Annotated in this window: 15 protein-coding genes; 5 read left to right on the forward strand and 10 right to left on the reverse strand. The window is 61.0% G+C overall.

Annotation, left to right across the window (positions count from 1 at the left end; all coding sequences use genetic code 11):
• Positions 1-54: 54 nt before the first annotated feature.
• Positions 55-789: a GntR family transcriptional regulator gene (locus ACJ8HA_RS17920; protein WP_043142111.1), complete on the reverse strand. Its 735-nt coding sequence runs from the start codon at positions 787-789 to the stop codon at positions 55-57.
• 657 nt (positions 790-1,446) lie between these two features.
• On the opposite strand from ACJ8HA_RS17920, the gene ACJ8HA_RS17925 reads away from it, so the two are divergent.
• Both ACJ8HA_RS17925 and ACJ8HA_RS17930 read left to right on the forward strand, forming a co-directional pair.
• A complete protein-coding gene (locus ACJ8HA_RS17925) occupies positions 1,447-2,844 on the forward strand; it encodes a purine-cytosine permease family protein (RefSeq protein WP_049296251.1) in 1,398 nt (465 codons plus the stop codon).
• Entirely contained in the window at positions 2,841-3,773 is a 933-nt protein-coding gene (locus ACJ8HA_RS17930; protein ID WP_049296252.1) for a PfkB family carbohydrate kinase, read from the forward strand. Before ACJ8HA_RS17925 ends, ACJ8HA_RS17930 begins: the two co-directional genes overlap by 4 nt.
• Before the next feature lie 34 nt (positions 3,774-3,807).
• Here ACJ8HA_RS17930 and ACJ8HA_RS17935 read toward each other — a convergent pair whose 3' ends face one another.
• Together ACJ8HA_RS17935 and xapA are read right to left on the reverse strand one after the other, a co-directional pair.
• Positions 3,808-5,058: a nucleoside permease gene (locus ACJ8HA_RS17935; protein WP_025304296.1), complete on the reverse strand. Its 1,251-nt coding sequence runs from the start codon at positions 5,056-5,058 to the stop codon at positions 3,808-3,810.
• 81 nt (positions 5,059-5,139) lie between these two features.
• A complete protein-coding gene (gene xapA, locus ACJ8HA_RS17940) occupies positions 5,140-5,961 on the reverse strand; it encodes a xanthosine phosphorylase (protein ID WP_142591165.1) in 822 nt (273 codons plus the stop codon).
• Between the two features lie 136 nt (positions 5,962-6,097).
• On the opposite strand from xapA, the gene ACJ8HA_RS17945 reads away from it, so the two are divergent.
• Positions 6,098-7,009 carry a LysR family transcriptional regulator gene (locus tag ACJ8HA_RS17945; RefSeq protein WP_442515425.1) on the forward strand — a complete coding sequence of 304 codons (912 nt, stop codon included), beginning with the start codon at positions 6,098-6,100 and terminating at the stop codon, positions 7,007-7,009.
• Between the two features lie 17 nt (positions 7,010-7,026).
• Here ACJ8HA_RS17945 and ftsP read toward each other — a convergent pair whose 3' ends face one another.
• The 3 genes from ftsP to parC form a co-directional block, all read right to left on the reverse strand.
• A complete protein-coding gene (ftsP, locus tag ACJ8HA_RS17950) occupies positions 7,027-8,442 on the reverse strand; it encodes a cell division protein FtsP (RefSeq protein WP_025304299.1) in 1,416 nt (471 codons plus the stop codon).
• 132 nt (positions 8,443-8,574) lie between these two features.
• Positions 8,575-9,309 carry a 1-acylglycerol-3-phosphate O-acyltransferase gene (locus tag ACJ8HA_RS17955; RefSeq protein WP_025304300.1) on the reverse strand — a complete coding sequence of 245 codons (735 nt, stop codon included), beginning with the start codon at positions 9,307-9,309 and terminating at the stop codon, positions 8,575-8,577.
• A gap of 246 nt (positions 9,310-9,555) precedes the next feature.
• The gene (gene parC, locus ACJ8HA_RS17960; RefSeq protein WP_025304301.1) at positions 9,556-11,829 is read right to left on the reverse strand and encodes a DNA topoisomerase IV subunit A; all 2,274 of its coding nucleotides are present in this window, start codon (positions 11,827-11,829) and stop codon (positions 9,556-9,558) included.
• 325 nt (positions 11,830-12,154) lie between these two features.
• Between parC and ACJ8HA_RS17965 the strand changes: the two genes are divergently transcribed.
• Positions 12,155-12,736 carry an NAD(P)H-dependent oxidoreductase gene (locus ACJ8HA_RS17965; protein WP_049204421.1) on the forward strand — a complete coding sequence of 194 codons (582 nt, stop codon included), beginning with the start codon at positions 12,155-12,157 and terminating at the stop codon, positions 12,734-12,736.
• Positions 12,737-12,769: 33 nt separating this feature from the next.
• A complete protein-coding gene (locus ACJ8HA_RS17970; protein WP_025304303.1) occupies positions 12,770-13,078 on the forward strand; it encodes a putative quinol monooxygenase in 309 nt (102 codons plus the stop codon).
• A gap of 8 nt (positions 13,079-13,086) precedes the next feature.
• On the opposite strand, the gene ACJ8HA_RS17975 is transcribed toward ACJ8HA_RS17970, so the two are convergent.
• The 4 genes from ACJ8HA_RS17975 to cpdA all read right to left on the reverse strand — a co-directional run bounded on the left by ACJ8HA_RS17975 (position 13,087) and on the right by cpdA (position 17,418).
• Positions 13,087-13,983, reverse strand: coding sequence for a LysR substrate-binding domain-containing protein (locus ACJ8HA_RS17975; protein ID WP_060448052.1), 897 nt, complete (start codon positions 13,981-13,983; stop codon positions 13,087-13,089).
• Between the two features lie 81 nt (positions 13,984-14,064).
• Entirely contained in the window at positions 14,065-15,960 is a 1,896-nt protein-coding gene (gene parE, locus ACJ8HA_RS17980; protein ID WP_025304305.1) for a DNA topoisomerase IV subunit B, read from the reverse strand.
• A 46-nt stretch (positions 15,961-16,006) separates the two neighbouring features.
• Positions 16,007-16,591 (reverse strand): esterase YqiA, encoded by a 585-nt coding sequence (gene yqiA, locus ACJ8HA_RS17985; protein WP_025304306.1) that lies wholly within the window; start codon positions 16,589-16,591, stop codon positions 16,007-16,009.
• Positions 16,591-17,418: a 3',5'-cyclic-AMP phosphodiesterase gene (cpdA, locus tag ACJ8HA_RS17990; RefSeq protein WP_060434581.1), complete on the reverse strand. Its 828-nt coding sequence runs from the start codon at positions 17,416-17,418 to the stop codon at positions 16,591-16,593. Before cpdA ends, yqiA begins: the two co-directional genes overlap by 1 nt.
• Positions 17,419-17,430 lie beyond the last annotated feature (12 nt).

Consider the following 17,430-nt stretch of genomic DNA (forward strand, 5'->3'; position numbering starts at 1 on the left):
AATCGCCGGGCGGCGATTATACGCACTAGTGACAAAAAGAGCATGGTTATTTCGCTAACCATTCACCTCGAATTCATAAACATCGCTGCGGCACAAGATATCACTGTACTCCAATGCCTCGCCCCGGGCGTTGCGGCTGGTCTGGATGATGTGCAACAACGGCGCGCCGCACGGTACGTTGAGCAGTTCGGCGACCTCGTCGCTGCAGGATACCGCCTTCAACAGAAAGTGTTTATCTTCAGGCACGATGCCGCGCGATTGCCATAGCGCATACAGCGAATGTTCCAGCTGCCCCGGTTCTGGCAGGAAGCGCGGCGGTATATAGGTAGTTTCCAGCGAGACCGGGCTGCCGTTCAGCAAGCGCAACCGCCGCAGTTTAATCACCTCGTCTCCCTCCGCCAGCCCCAGCGCCGCCGCGGCCTTGGCCGGTGCGCCGACCCGGGTGCGCAGCAGCCATCGATTGCTGACGCGGCTGCCGTGACGCAGCGCCTGAGCGGTGAAACCGCTGTCCTTATCGAGGGAATAACCAATGTGCATCGCCACGCGGGTACCGACGCCCTGCTGCCGCGAAATCAGCCCCTTCTCCTCCAGCAGCTTCATCGCCTTGCTGACGGTGACGCGCGACAGCGCCAGGCCTTCCGCCATCTGCCGTTCCGGCGGCAAAAACGCCTCCGCCGCCAACACCTGCTGCCTGATTGCAGTTTCTATCGCCGTCGCCAGCTGAATATAACGCGGCGCTACCGCCCCCTGCGCCAGATGGCCACGCAGCCAGGCCATAAAATCCGTCATTCGCCCGCCCTCCTGCTTATGCCATTTGTCTGAATTTCATTTTTATCCTATCGCCTGTCCAGCGATAAGCCCCTCACCTTAACTAAAATATCGCTAATGTTTTCAGAGTGGCATCACAATTTTTGCCTAATGGACTTTCATTGGATCTAGATCGCGCGTAATCTGTGCTTATTGATGTTGATACATCAATAGCACCAACACCAGGGACCCACTTTAAAAACAATAAAAAACCCGCTGCCAGCCCTAAAGGATACCCTTGATGGCCGGCAGCGGGCATATACTGCCAGCACAAACGGCCGATAATAAGCAACGGAGCTAATGGATAGCTTGCTCACGGCTCATAGCCGCGTCACAGGATCCTATCGCGTGAGCGAACCGGACTGATGTCGGCAAATAGAAACGTACCCGCTTCGCCAACCCCCGCTGCAGACCCACTCTTTGGCTACACTCATTGGCGCCGTGCGGCCGACGTGCCTCACCCGATAAGGCGGATACCGCCCTCATTTTGACAGACCTGGCGGTCTCAGCCGCTACACACTGCGCGGAATCGGCGTCGTCCCCCGACAACGGGATAGCCGGCCTCAACCGCGCCAACGGAATCGATTTTCAGTCAACTGCGGCGGCCCTCGCGGCCCTGCGCAACAGGGATCATTTGCTATGACCGATATCAATCGCAATGAAGCATGGAAGGTAGAAAGCACCGGTATCGACCGGGTGCCGGACGCGGAGCAGACCGGCAAGCCCATCGAGCTGTTTTGGATCTGGTCGGCGGCCAATATCGGCATCCTCGGCGTAGTGTACGGCGCCATCATCGTCGGCTTCGGCTTATCTTTTCTGCAATCGGTGCTCGCCGCGCTGGTCGGCGTCGCCAGCTTCGTGCTGGTCGGCCTCACCAGCTTCGCCGGCAAGCGCGGGCGCACCTCTACGCTGACGCTGTCGCGAGTGATTTTCGGGCTGAAGGGCAACGTGGCGCCCACCCTGTTCAGTTGGATCAATCTGATGGGCTGGGAAGCGGTCAACGTGATCACCGGCACCCTGACGCTGGCGGCGCTGTTCGAGGCCTTCGGACTGGGGAGCAGTCACCTGCTGACCGCGCTCAGCCTGCTGCTGTTCGGCGGGCTCACTGTCGTCGTCAGCCTGCTGGGGCAAAATACCGTGGTCTGGATGCAAAGCTGGTTCAGCCGCATCTTCGGCACCATGACGCTGATCGTGGTGCTCTATATCCTGTTCAACACCGAGTGGAGCCAGGTGTTGGCGCTGCCTTCCGGCAGTTGGTTGACCGGCTTCCTGCCGGCGGTATCGGTGATCGCCGCCGGCACTGGCATCAGCTGGGCAATCGCCGGCGCCGATTACAGCCGCTATCAAAGCCCGAGCTCGTCGAGCAAAAGCATTTTCGCCGCGGTAATGGGCGGCGCCTGTTTGCCGCTAATGCTGCTGATGCTGGCCGGTATTCTGCTTTCCGTGCAGCTGCCCGATCTGGCCAGCGCCGCCAACCCCATCGCGCTGATTGGTTCGGTGCTGCCCGCCTGGATGGCGATCCCTTATCTGCTGGCCGCCACCGCCGGCATCGTCACCATCGCGGTGCTCAGCCTGTATTCAGCCAGCCTTAACCTGCTGACCATCGGCGTGCAGGTCAAACAGTGGTTGGCGGTATCGATCGACGCGGCCGTGGTGCTGGGCATCGCCCTGTATGTGCTGTTCATCTCCGGCGACTTTATGGGGCCGTTCATCTCCTTCCTGGTGTTCTGCGGGGTGTTCCTGGCGGCCTGGGAGGCGATTTTCCTGCTCGATTACCTGTGCCTGCGCCGTCGCCACGGGTATGATGGCAACGCTTTGTACGGCCTGCATGGCCAGAACCGCGGCGTGCGCAAAGCCCCGCTGTTTTGCTGGTTCCTCGGCGCCCTGTGCGGCCTGCTGGTCACTAAAACTGGTTTTATCGACGGCCCGCTGGCCAAAGGCTTGTTTGCCGATTCCAGCCTGGGGCTGTTTGTGTCGTTTGCGGTGAGTCTGATCGCTTACGGTCTGTACCTGACCCAACGCAGAGAACATCAATGAGTGAGTGGGAAGCTGTAACACCTGTCCTGGTGATTGGGGGCGCGGTCGGCGATCTGGTGATGACGCTGCCCCGCCTGCCGACCAGCGGCGAAGATATCGAAGCCCAGCCGCAGGCGCGGCAAATCGGCGGTTGCGCGTTCAACGTGGCGCGCGCGCTGACGCGCCTTGAAGTGCCGGTGATCAACGGCATGCCGGTTGGCAACGGCGAATGGGGCGCGGCTGTCGAAGCCGCCATGGGCGAACTGGGGCTGGAGGTGCTGTTGCGCCACGGCCAGATGGACAACGGCTGGTGCCTGGCGCTGGTGGAGCCGAACGGCGAACGCACCTTCATCACGGTTTCCGGTTGCGAAAGCCAATGGAATAAAGCGCAGCTGGCCACGCTGCCGCTGACGGAACACACCCTGATCTACGCCAGCGGCTACGAGCTGGCGGGCGAAAACGGCGAAGCGCTGCGCGAGTGGCTGACGCGCATGCCGTTCGACCAACCGCGTCTGATCGATCCCGGCCCGCGCATCGCCCAGCTCAGCGAAGATTTCTTCGCCATGCTCAGCGACAGCCACACCCTGCTGACGCTCAACCGTGACGAAGTGGCCGCGCTGTGCGGCGCCGGCGACGCGGTGGATGCCGCGCAGCGCTATGCCGCCGCCCGTAACCTGACGTTGATCTGTCGCCTGGATCGCGACGGCGCGTGGATCTGTGACGGCCGCACACCGCCGCTGCACGTTCCCGCCTATCCGGTAGACGTCATCGATACCATCGGCGCGGGCGATGCCCACTGCGCCGGTTTGCTGGCGGGGCTGTCCGCCGGCTGGCCGCTGCCGCAGGCGGTCGATTTGGCCAACCGGGTCGCCGCCTGCGTGGTGGCCAGCCTCGGCGCCGCCAATCCGCCGGACCGGCACCAACTGCAACAGCGCTTCCCTCAGGCCTGACGTTTCAAGGCGCCGTCACTCGGCGCCTTCTGCCTTAGTGCGCCGCCGCCGCGCTCTCCTGCGGCGAGTGGCGATAGTTGAAGCTCAACGCGAACACAATCCCCAGTACCAGTGTATACAGCGCAAACACCAGCCAGATGCTCTGCCAGTCTTTCACGCCGTCATGGCTGAAGAAATCCACCACTTCGCCGCTGGCGAGCGCACCCACATAGGCGCCCAGACCATTGACCATGGTCATGAACAGCCCCTGCGCACTGGCGCGGATGCGGTGGTCGGCCTCCTTCTCGACGAAGATGGCGCCGGAGATATTAAAGAAGTCGAAGGCGCAGCCGTAGACGATCATCGACAACAGCAGCAGCACGAAACCAAAGCCGACCGGCGTGCCGTAAGCCAGAAACAGGAAACGCAGCGTCCAGGCCGCCATGCTGATCAACATCACCTGCTTGATGCCGTAACGGCGCAGGAAGAAGGGAATGGTAAGGATAAAGAACACTTCGGAGATCTGCGACAGCGACAGCAGCACCGCCGGATACCGGACGCTGAGGCTGTCCTGATACAGCGGATTGAGCGACAGATCGTGCAGAAACGGGTTACCGAAAGTATTGGTTATCTGCAGCGCCGCGCCAAGCAACATGGCGAACAGGAAAAACAGCGCCATGCGCCGCTGGCGGAACAACACCAGCGCATCTAGCCCCAGCACGCTCACCCAGCTCTTCGACTCGGCCGCGCGGTTGGTCGGGCAGCGCGGCAGCGTCAGCGAATAGGCGGACAGCAGCAGCGACGCCGCAGAAGCCAGATACAGCTGCAGATTGCTGAGCTCGATTTGGCTGAAACCGACCAGCCACATTGCCAGAATGAATCCCACCGTGCCGTACACCCGCACCGGCGGAAAGTCCTTCACCGTGTCAAAGCCGTGCTTCTCCAGGCAAAAATAGGAAATGGCGTTGGAGAGCGCGATGGTCGGCATATAAACCATGGCGTTGAACAGCATCACCCAGAACATCAGCATCGGTTGCTCGACCTGCGCCGCGCAGTACAGCGCCAGCGCCCCGAACAGGTGGCAAAGCGCATACAGGTAGTTGGCCTTCATCCATCGATCGGCGATGATGCCCGCTAGCCCCGGCATGATCAGCGCGGCGATACCCTTGGCGCTGTAAACCATTCCCACCTGCATACCGCTGAAATGCAGCGTGTTGATCATGTAGGAGCCCAGCGTCACCAGCCAGGCGCCCCAAATAAAGAACTGCAGGAAAATCATGACTTTTAATCGTGTTTTTATCGCCATCGCCATCACCTTGTTATTATGCTTTCAACGATGATTGGTGCAGCAGGCCCCCTGCAGCCCGCCGCCGGTTTGCTTGCGGTCTTACAGCGTTTTGAACAGCTCGCGGATAAGGCGCATGAAATCGTCCGCCGCCAGCGCCGCGCAGCTGAGCGTTTGTTCATGGGAGAGCGGCGTGTCCGACAACCCTTCGGCGTAGTTGGTCATCGCGGACACCACCAACACCTTGAGACCGCAGTGGCGCGCCGTCAGGACTTCCGGCACGATCGACATGCCCACCACGTCGCAGCCCAGGGTCTGCATCATGCGGATCTCCGCCGGCGTTTCGAAATTCGGCCCGGTGTAGGCGGCGAATACCCCTTCCGCCAGCGGGATGCCCGCGCTTTCGGCCACCGCCGCCAGTTGGGCGCGCAGATCGCGATCGTAGGCGTTCGCCAGGCTGAAGAAGCGCGGCCCGAAGCGCTCGTCGTTGGCGCCGACCAGCGGCGATTCCGGCATGAAGTTGATGTGATCGGTAATGGCCACCAGGCTGCCCGGCGCCACCGAGCGGCGCAGCGAACCGGCGGCGTTGGTCGCCAGCAGGAATTCGCAGCCCAGCAGTTTGAAGGTGCGCACTGCGGTGGTCATCACCTGCATGCCGCGTCCTTCATAGAAATGACCACGCCCTTTCATGCACAGGACCGGCACGCCCTCCAGCTTGCCGGCAACCAGTTGCCCAGCGTGGCCGGCGACGCCGCTCACCGGGAAACCCGGCAGCTCCGCGTAGTCGAGGGTGACGGTTTCGGTCATCACCTCCGCCAAAGCGCCGAGCCCGGAGCCGAGAATCAAGGCCGCTTTCGGCTGGAAGCCCGGCAAACGGGTGCGGACGACATCGGCGCAGGTAAAAGCATCTTCTTGATTAAACATCGTATTCTCTCTTTCAGCGGGGGATAATAATCCCCATAGTAGAGAGCGAGGCGCGGCCGAGACCAATACATTCTTGGCGGCCGATTTATTCCATTTACCTATAAGTTGAGCTGCGTCACAGGAGGCCTTACCCCGGATGAACCCGCCCCAAGCCCTGCCCGATCCCGGCCGGATTAACTTCCGCCTGCTGCACTATTTCCGCGTGGTGGCGGAAGAGATGAACTTCACCCAAGCGGCGCGACGGCTGAATATGTCACAGCCGCCGCTCAGCAAGCACATCAAGGATCTGGAAAGCCAGCTCGGGGTGGTGCTGTTCAAACGCACCACCCGCTCCATGACGCTGACGCCGGCCGGCCGCACGCTGCTGCGCAACGTCGAGCGACTGCTGGATCAGGCCGACAGCGCGCTGCATCAGGTGCAACAGATGGGGCGTGGCGAAGGCGGCCATATGGTGGTCGGTATGGTCGGCACCTCGGCCTGGGGCGGCCTGATCGCGACGCTGCGGCGATTCAGCGAGCGGAGCGCCGGCGTCACCTGGTCGTTGAACGAGCTGACGCCCAGCCAGCAAATCATCGCGCTGCAAAAGCGGCATATCGACATCGGGGTCTGGCGAGAGGCACAGCAACAGACGCTGCCGGGGTTGACCTGCCAACGGTTGGCAAGCGAAAGCATCGCCGTGGTGCTGCCGCTTGATCATCCGCTGGCGCAGCAGGAAAACATTCCGCTGGCGGCGCTGCAGAACGACAGCTTCATCGTGCTGCCGCCGCATGAGGCCAGCCTGGGGCTGTATCTGCACAATCTGTGCCTGCAGCAGGGATTTTTGCCGGACGTCGCTTATCAGGTTAACGAGCCGCAAACCCTGCTGGCGCTGGTGGCGGAAGGCTGCGGCATTACGCTGCTGCCGGACAGCTACGGCCGCATTCCGTGGCCCGGCGTACGCTTTTGCTCGCTGCAACAGGCGCCGCCGGCGGATCTGTACGCGGTTTACCGCGCAGACAGCGTCACGCCGGTGGTGCAGGCCTTCCTGGAGATGCTGCGGGCGCCCTAAGCGGCCCGCAGAGCGGGTTACATTGTCGGCTGTACCATCAGCTGGCCGGCAGTGCCGCGATCGGCCATCTCCAGCGTCTGGCTGTAATACAGGAACGGGAAGTGTTCGGAGGTAGGTTGGTTGAAATACACCAACAGCTCGACGTCGCCATCGACCCAGACGGTGTCCTTCCAGCCGCGATCTTCCGCCATCGGCTGCGCGCCGTTGACGCGTTTGATCAGGAACTGCACGCCCTGAATATGGAACGACTGCGGCGTATCCGCATGAATGTTCCAACGTTCCCAGGTGCCTTGCTGTGCCTGTACGTCGATGCGGTTCATGTCCCAAATCGCGCCGTTGATGCCGGCGCCGCCGTCGCCCAGGCGGAAATCGCGGGTGCGGCTGGCGCTGCCGTCCAACAGCTGATCCGCCAGCAGGCGCATCGGCAGGTTGTCGGTCACCAGCGGCAGCAGGCCGGTCGGGCGCAGCGTCAGCACCTGGGTGGACACCAGAATGCTCGACGGCTCGAACAGGCCGCGCAGGCGATCCATGATGCCCGCCGCTTCACCGGCGGTGATGGTCACCTCCTCGCCCTTCGACATGTCGATCAGCACTTCCCGGCGTTCGCCCGGCGCCAGCGAAAGCTGTTGCACCGCGACCGGCGCAGGCAAGAAGCCCTGATCGCTGGCGATCACGTTGAACGGCCGCCCGTCGCTGAGCTGCAGGGTATAACGCCGCGCGTTGGAGGCATTTAGAAGGCGCAAACGCACCCAGCCGCGCGATACGTCGACATACGGGTTTTGCACGCCGTTAACCAACAGCGTATCGCCGACGAAGCCGCCCTGCGACGGCGCGTCGTATTGTGGCGTGCCGAAGTTATCGAAGCGTTTGTCTTGAATGATCAACGGGAAATCGTCGACGCCATAGTGGTTGGGCAGCGGCAGCGCTTTGCTGACGGCATCCTCCACCAGCCACAGCCCGGCCAACCCGTTGTAAACGTGCGGCGCCATACGGTTTGGGGTGTTGGCGTGGTACCAGCAGGTAGCCGCCGCCTGACGGATGGGCAGCACCGGCGACCAGTCAACGTTGGGTGACATCATGCGCGGCGCGCCGCCCATCAGGGTGCCCGGCACCTGCAGACCGCTGATGGTCATCGCCACCGGCTCCTGCAGACGGTTGCTGTAAATCAGTTTGACGTCGTCACCGCTGTAAACCCGCACCGTCGGCCCCAGGTACATGCCGTTGATGCCCCACACCGCCGCTTTGCGGTTATCCATAAACGCCCAGTGGGCGCGCTGCAAGGTCAGGAACAGCGGCTGACCGCGGCGAGACTCCAGCAGCGGGGGAATGGGTAACGGGGTCTGCGTTCCGCTCGCTTCAGCCCTCAGCGGCACGGCGCCCGCGCACAGCGCCAGGCCCGATGCCTGTAAAAACTGACGTCGACTGAGTGACATATCTTCTCCATGAAAAGCAATAACTAAACCGTGTGCAAAACCCAAACGCCCGCCAATCAAGATTAGCAGGCGTTCAGGCGTTAACGGCGCTGAACGCCAATTAAAACCTTATTCTTTGAAGCCGGTAGACTCTTATTTTTTGGCGGCGTTGCGCTGGGCGACTTCAGCGTCCAATTCGGCGATTTTCGCCTCCATCAGCTCGCGGCAATGGGCCGCCAGCTCGCGCACGTTTTCTTTGCCGTATTTGCTGGTATCCACCGGCGCCAACATCTCGACGATCACATGCCCGTTATTCCAGCGATTAAGATTTATATTACCGCTGGTGGTGGATACACAGATCGGTACAATCGGCACGCCGGCGGCGATGGCCGCGTGGAACGCGCCGGTTTTAAACGGCATCAGCCCACGGCCACGGCTGCGGGTTCCTTCCGGGAACATCCAGATAGAAATGTCTTTCTTTTTGAACTGCTCCGCCACCTGGGCGATGGTGCCGTGCGCCTTGGCGCGATTATCACGATCTATCAGCAGATTACCGGTCAGCCAATACAGCGGGCCGAAAAACGGGATCCATACCAGACTTTTTTTACCGACGGTCACGGTGCGCGGCTGCACAATATTAGAAGCCGTCACCATGTCGTAGTTATTTTGGTGGTTGGCGATATAGATGCACTTGCCGTTGTTGGCCGCATCGGCCGGCACGCGGGTTTCAACCTTGATGCCGAACAGCGTCGACAGGCGGCCGAAAAGATGGCCGAAGGTCGCCACATGGCGGGGGTTGCGCGGGCTGAACAAGCAATAAATAGAACCGAAAATACACACCAGAATACAGAAGAGAGTGGCGAGAACGGCACGCAAAATCAATAACATAACAACCTCATTAGCACACTGCCAACGCAGTTTACTTCGCTGCGCAGATTCCTTTACTCATTATTTGCCGGCCGGGCGATAAGCACGCCCATGTCGCCCGCATTTCTCGCTATTTTCCTGCCAGGCGGCAGTACGCACAATAATTTTATGCGCAGAAATGTTAACTATTTGGAAAATAAACGCCAGCAAAAATAAATAAGGCGGCCACAGCACGCTGCGACCGCCCGTTAACGCTAGCGCCAACGCTTACTCTTCGCTGTCGCCGCCCGACGCCCGCACCGGCGCATCCACTTCGACGCGATCGATGCGCTGCAGGCCGCGCGGCAGCTGGGTCCCCTTGCGGCCGCGCTCCGCGCGGAACTTCTGCAGATCTTCCGGGCGCAGCGTCAGCTTGCGTTTGCCAACGTGCAACGTGACGGACGCCTGCGGCGGCAGCACGAACAGCCAGGCCAGCTTGTCTTCACCGGCTGCGGCCTGCGCCGCCGGAATGGAGACGATCTTGTTGCCCTTGCCCTTCGACAGCTGCGGCAGATCGGCGACCGGGAACATCAGCATGCGCCCGGCGGCGGTGATCGACAGCAGCATATCGTCTGCGCCGTGAATTTCCATCGGCGGCAGCGCTCTGGCGTTGTCCGGCAGCGTGATCATCACCTTGCCGGCGCGGTTGCGCGCCACCAGATCGTTGAAAGTACAGACGAAGCCGTAACCGGCGTCGGACGCCATCAGCAGCTTCTGATCGTCGGCCGCCATCAGCACCTGCTCAATGGTGGCGCCCGGCGGCGGTGTCAGCTTGCCGGTCAACGGCTCGCCCTGCCCGCGTGCCGACGGCAGCGTCATCGGATCGAGCGCATAGCTGCGCCCGGTAGAATCGATGAACACCACCGGCTGGTTGCTCTTGCCGCGTGCCGCACCACGGAAACTGTCGCCGGCCTTGTAGCTCAACCCGGCAGGATCGATATCGTGGCCCTTGGCGCTGCGCACCCAGCCCATTTCCGACAGCACAATGGTCACCGGCTCGGACGGCACGAAGTCATGCTCGCTCATCGCCTTGGCTTCCGCACGCTCGGTCAGTGGTGAACGGCGATCGTCGCCATAGGTTTGCGCATCGGCCTGGATCTCTTTCTTGATCAGCGTATTCAGCTTGCGCTCGGACGCCAGCAGCGCCTGCAGCTGATCGCGCTCTTTCGCCAGCTCATCCTGCTCACCGCGGATCTTGACCTCTTCCAGTTTGGCCAGGTGACGCAGTTTCAGCTCGAGGATCGCTTCCGCCTGGGTATCGGAGATGCCGAAACGCTGCATCAGCACCGGCTTCGGCTCATCCTCGCTGCGGATGATGTGGATCACCTCGTCGATGTTGAGGAACGCCACCAGCAAACCTTCGAGGATATGCAGACGCTTGAGCACTTTCTCGAGGCGGTAGTTCAGGCGGCGGCGCACCGTATCGCGACGGTAGGCCAGCCATTCGGTGAGGATCTCCACCAGCCCTTTCACCTGCGGGCGGTTGTCCAGACCGATCATGTTCATGTTGATGCGGTAGCTGCGTTCCAGATCGGTGGTAGCGAACAGGTGATTCATCACCTGCTCCAGATCGATGCGGTTGGAACGCGGCACGATCACCAGACGCGTCGGGTTTTCGTGGTCGGATTCATCGCGCAGATCCTCGACCATCGGCAGCTTCTTGGCGCGCATCTGGCTGGCGATCTGCTCCAGCACCTTGGCGCCGGAAACCTGATGCGGCAAGGCGGTGATCACCGCGCTGCCATCCTCTTTCTTCCACACGGCGCGCATGCGCACCGAGCCGCGGCCACTCTGGTAAATTTTGCGAATCTCATCGCGCGGAGTGATGATCTCGGCTTCGGTCGGGAAGTCCGGCCCCTGCACGAACTCGAGCAGATCATCGAGCGAGGCGCCCGGTTTGTCGAGCAGCGCCACCGCCGCCGCGGCGACTTCACGCACGTTGTGCGGCGGAATGTCGGTCGCCATGCCGACCGCGATGCCGGTGGTGCCGTTCAGCAGGATGTTTGGCAGACGCGCCGGCAGCATCTTCGGCTCTTGCAGCGTGCCGTCAAAGTTCGGGATCCAATCGACCGTGCCCTGGCCCAGTTCGGCCAGCAAGACTTCGGCGTATTTGGACAGGCGCGATTCGGTATAGCGCATCGCCGCGAACGACTTGGGATCGTCCGGCGCGCCCCAGTTCCCCTGGCCGTCCACCAGCGGATAGCGATACGAGAACGGCTGCGCCATCAGCACCATGGCTTCATAACACGCGCTGTCGCCGTGCGGGTGGTATTTACCCAGCACGTCGCCCACGGTACGGGCGGATTTCTTGAATTTGGCGCTGTTGTTCAGCCCCAGCTCAGACATGGCGTAGATGATACGGCGTTGTACCGGCTTCAAACCGTCGCCAATGTACGGCAACGCCCGATCCATGATGACGTACATGGAATAGTTCAGATAGGCGTTTTCAGTGAATGTGTGCAGCGGTAAACGCTCTACACCGTCATGAGTCAGATCACTCATTACTCAATTATCCTCAGACCGTGGCTTGGCAATCCCTTGGACGACAAAAGGCATCGCTTGTCGATTCTGCCCGCGATAGTAACCCATCTGCGGGGTAGCTGTCACAGTTGGCGCAAGGATCGCCGGCGGCGGCCGGTTGCGCAATGCGGTTTATGCAAAATTTCGCTACCTGGCGGCTTCTTTATTGACTGGCAGTCAACACTGTTGTGCGCCGGATCGCATTTTTACTTGCCTGACTAACGATTACACTCGTCGCCAGCGAGATGTTTTCCGCCTTTTCGGCGGGAAGCATGCCATATCTTAACTCTGACGGGAGCCGCGAAAGATGAGCAATATCCTGATTATCAACGCTAAAAAACAATTCGGCCATTCCAACGGCGAACTCAATCAAACCCTGAGCGACGTGGCGGAAAGCTTCCTGCGCGATCTGCAGCACGATGTGCAGGTCACCGTGGTCGACGACGGCTATGACATCGAAGCCGAAGTACAGAAATACCTGTGGGCCGACGCGGTCATCTATCAGATGCCGGGCTGGTGGATGGGCGAACCCTGGATCCTGAAAAAATACATCGATGAAGTGTTCACCGCCGGCCACGGTAGCCTGTATGCCAACGACGGCCGCTCTCGTTCTGACGAAAGCAAAAAATATGGCTCCGGCGGCCTGATCCAGGGCAAGAAATACCTGCTGAGCCTGACCTGGAACGCCCCGCTGGAGGCCTTCACCGATCCCGATCAGTTCTTCCACGGCGTCGGCGTCGACGGCGTTTACCTGCACTTCCACAAGGCCAACCAGTTCCTGGGGATGGAAGCGCTGCCGACCTTCATCTGCAACAATGTGATCAAAGAGCCGAATATCGCGGACGACATCACGCGTTATCGCGAGCATCTGGCGAAAATTTTTGCTTAACTGGCGCAGAACATTCTCATCAACGAGGTAAGCATGATCACCGTAATCGCAGAAATCAAAGTGAAACCCGGCCACCGCGCCACCGTACTGCAAGCCATTGAAAAGCTGGTGCCGCTGGTGCTGGCGGAAGACGGCTGCGGCGAATACACGCCGATGGTCGACAGCAATACCCAGGCGCCGTGGCAGAAGCGGTCGCCGGATTCGGTGTTCATGCTGGAGAAATGGGAAAGCATGGCGCATCTGGAAAAACACCTGGCCATTGAACACATGCTCAAACACCGCGACACCCTCAAAGACAGCGTGCTGGACACCGAGATCTACATCCTGGAAAACGCCCTGTAAGCCCCGCCTTATAACGTCTGCGCGTCGATGTGCGCGCTGACGTAGTCAAGAAAACAGGTGATGCGCGCCGCTAATTGCGTATTGCGGTAATACACCGCATTGATTGGCTGGCGCACGTCCAGCGTCTCCTGCTCCAGCAATGTCACCAACCTGCCGGCTTCCCGATCGCGACGGGTCATAAAGTCTGCCAGCTGTACGATCCCCTCGCCCCGCAGCGCCAATTGCCGCAGCGTTTCACCGCTGGACGCCGAGATCGTTGGCGTGATGGTGAAATGCGGCGCCTGGCGATAGCGCAACGGCCACTGGTTCAGTGATTCCGGCTGGGTAAAACCGAGCAGACAATGCCGATGCAACGCCTCCACACTCTGCGGCGTGCCGTGCTGCTGCAGATAAGCCGGGCTGGCGAGGATGCGCAGCCGGCTGGCGCCCAGCGCGCGCGCATGAATGGTCGAATCGCGCAACGCACCGATGCGAATAGCGATATCCGTGCGTTTTTCCAGCAGATCGATAACCAGGTTGTCGGTGTTCAGCTCGAGCGAAATTTGCGGATAACGTTCCCTGAACCCCGCTACCAGCGGCACGATGACGTGCTCCATAAAAGGCGCAGCCGCATTTATCCGCAACCGCCCGGCCGGCATCTGCCGGCGCACCGCCATTTGTTCTTCGGCATTTTCCACCGAGTTGATGATCGTACGCGCATGGCTCAGGAAGCTTTCCCCCTCTTCGGTCAGCTCCAGGCGACGCGTAGTGCGGCGCATCAGGGTGGTATCGAGTTTGTTCTCCAGGCGGCTGAGCGCGCGGCTGATGCCGGATGTCGTCTGGCCGAGCCGATCGGCAGCGGAGGTGATGGAACCGCTGTCGACCACCGAGGTGAACGCCAGCAATTCTTCGAGCGTGATCTTCATGCATTTCGGCCCAGGTTATCGGGCGCCGCATGAACGCCCTGCGGGAAAGCAGGCCCGGCGTTCACCGGGCCAGGGTCAGGCTCAGACCGCCAATTCGGCCATGTCGCCCTTGTCTTGCAGCCAGTTACGGCGATCTTCCGAACGCTTCTTGGCCAACAGCATGTCCATCACCGCCAGCGTCTGATCGACATCATCTTCCGCTACCGTCAGTTGCACCAGCCGGCGGGTATTCGGATCGAGGGTGGTTTCGCGCAGCTGCAGCGGGTTCATCTCACCCAGCCCTTTAAAGCGCTGGACGTTCGGCTTTCCCTTCTTGCGCTTCAGCTGTTCCAGCACGCCGGCCTTCTCTTCTTCATCCAGCGCGTAGAACACTTCTTTACCGAGATCGATGCGGTACAGCGGCGGCATGGCGACATAAACGTGGCCGCCTTTCACCAGCGAACGGAAGTGGCGTACGAACAGCGCGCACAGCAGCGTGGCGATGTGCAGGCCGTCGGAGTCCGCATCCGCCAGGATGCAGATTTTGCCGTAGCGCAGCTGGCTGAGATCTTCGCTGTCCGGATCGATGCCGATCGCCACGGAAATGTCGTGCACTTCCTGCGAGGCCAGCACTTCGTCCGAGGACACTTCCCAGGTATTCAGGATCTTGCCCTTCAGCGGCATGATCGCCTGATATTCGCGATCGCGCGCCTGCTTGGCCGATCCGCCCGCCGAGTCCCCTTCCACCAGGAACAGTTCGGTCATGGCCAGATCCTGCGAGGTGCAGTCCGCCAGCTTGCCCGGCAGCGCCGGCCCGCTGGTCAGCTTCTTGCGCACCACTTTCTTGGCGGCGCGCAGACGGCGTTGGGCGCTGGAAATCGCCAGCTCGGCCAGCTGTTCCGCCGCCTGAACGTTCTGGTTCAGCCACAGGCTGAAAGCATCTTTCACCACGCCGGAAACGAAGGCCGCGCACTGACGCGAGGAGAGACGCTCTTTGGTCTGCCCGGCGAACTGCGGATCCTGCATCTTCACCGACAGCACGTAAGCGCAGCGATCCCAGATATCCTCCGCCGACAGCTTCACGCCGCGCGGCAGGATGTTGCGGAATTCGCAGAACTCGCGCATCGCGTCCAGCAGCCCCTGACGCAGACCGTTGACGTGGGTGCCGCCCTGCATGGTCGGGATCAGGTTGACGTAGCTTTCGGTCAGCAGCTCGCCGCCTTCCGGCAGCCACAGCAGCGCCCAGTCCACCGCTTCGGTATCACCGGCGAAATTGCCGACGAACGGCGCTTCCGGCAGGGTGATCAGGCCGTTAACCGCTTCCATCAGGTAGTCGGTCAGGCCGTCCTGGTAGCACCAGCGCTGCTCGGTGTTGTTCACCTTGTCGATGAAATAGATCTCGACGCCGGGGCACAGCACCGCTTTGGCTTTCAGCAGGTGAGTCAGGCGCGATACCGAGAAACGCGGGCTGTCGAAAAACTGTTCGTCCGGCCAGAAGTGCACGCTGGTGCCGGTGTTGCGTTTGCCGCAGGTGCCGGTCACCGTCAGGTCTTGCACTTTGTCGCCGTTTTCGAAGGCGATGCCATAGACGTTGCCGTCGCGGCGCACGTTGACTTCTACCCGCTTCGACAGGGCGTTGACCACCGAGATCCCAACGCCGTGCAGGCCGCCGGAGAACTGGTAGTTTTTATTCGAGAATTTACCGCCGGCGTGCAGCCGGCACAGGATCAACTCAACCGCCGGCACGCCCTCTTCCGGGTGGATGTCCACCGGCATGCCGCGGCCGTCGTCGATCACTTCCAGCGACTGATCGGCGTGCAGGATCACGTCGATACGCTTGGCGTGACCAGCCAACGCTTCGTCGACGCTGTTATCGATCACCTCTTGGCCGAGGTGGTTTGGGCGCGTCGTGTCGGTATACATGCCGGGACGACGGCGCACTGGTTCTAGACCGCTGAGTACTTCAATGGCATCAGCGTTATAGCTGGATTGAGTCATCGTTGATTATTTTTTCGTGGTTAAAGGGAGGTGCCGGAACGGTCCGTCAGACCGCGTTTAGCCCTAAAAAATCCACAATCTGGGGGAAGTAGTGCTCGAAACCGACGAAGGCGTGGTTTCCACCCGACTCCACCGTTTGCCGACACGCGGTGTAATACGCCACTGCCTGGCCGTAATCGAGAATTTCATCGCCCGTTTGCTGCAGCAGCCAGATTAAATCCGGCGACTCCAAGGGATCGATCTGCATCACTTTCAGATCGTAAACGTGCCGAGACTCTAACACATATTGCTGGCCGGTGTAGGGGTTCTCGTTGGCGCCGAGATAGTCCACCAGCAGCTCAAACGGCTTGACCGCCGGGTTGACCACCACCGCCGGCAGGGAAAAACACTGCGACAGCCAGGTGGCATAATAGCCGCCCAGCGATGAGCCGACCAGCCCGAGCGTTTGCCCGGCGCGTTCCAGCACCATATTTTCCAGCATCTCGGCGGCCTCCGCCGGAAAGGCCGGCAGCTGCGGCACCAGCATCTCGATGTCGGGATGGTGCTCGGCCAGCCAGGCCTTGAAGGCCACCGCCTTGGCCGACTGCGGCGAACTATTGAAACCGTGCAGGTAGAGCAGCGTCGAAGGCATCAGTATCCATCCGAGTCCATATCGGGGCGGAAATCGTCGTTTTCCAGGCGGAACACCTGCGTCTCGACGCGGCCGTCCGGCAACAGATCGAGGTAACGCCAGCCGGGGGAGACGTCGTCGATGGTAAAGTTAGTGCAGTGCGGCTTGAATTGCACGCAGGTGGACGGCGTCGCCAACAGGCGCCGGCCCTGCCATTCCAGATCCAGATCCTGATGAATGTGCCCGCACACTACGGTATTCACTTTCGGATAACGCAGCAGGATCGCGCCCAGCATATGCGGGTTGCGCAGGCTGTGCTGATCGAGCCAGGTGCAACCGGACGGCAGCGGATGATGGTGCAGCAGCAACAGCGTATAGCGCTCGGGGTGAGCCTGCAGGCAGCGCTCCATCCACTCGAGCTGATACTCGCTCAATTCGCCGTGCGGCACGCCGAACACCTGGCTGTCCAGCATCAGCACCTGCCAGTCGTCGCCCAGCAACACCTGTTTGGAAGGGGCAATGCCGGCGGCGGCCAACGCGTCGACCATCGCCGGTTGGAAATCGTGGTTACCCGGCAGCCACACGCAGGGGGCCGGCAATTGCGCGATGCCGGCGGCGAAGTGGCGGTACGCCTCTTGCGAATGATCCTGCGCCAAATCTCCCGTGGCGACGATCAAATCAACGTCGCGGCGCTGCGCCTGGATGGCGTCCAGCACCGCGTGATAGCTGCGATAGGTATTGATGCCGAGCAACGTCTCGTGTTCGCCGGCAAAAAGGTGGGTATCTGTTATTTGTAGAATCCTGACCGCGGCCCCACTCGCCACGGGCAGTTTAAACAGGCTTTCCAAATGGTGTCCTTT

Source organism: Serratia sp. CY33802 (assembly GCF_052169095.1).
In the GTDB taxonomy this organism is placed as follows: Bacteria; Pseudomonadota; Gammaproteobacteria; order Enterobacterales; family Enterobacteriaceae; genus Serratia; species Serratia bockelmannii.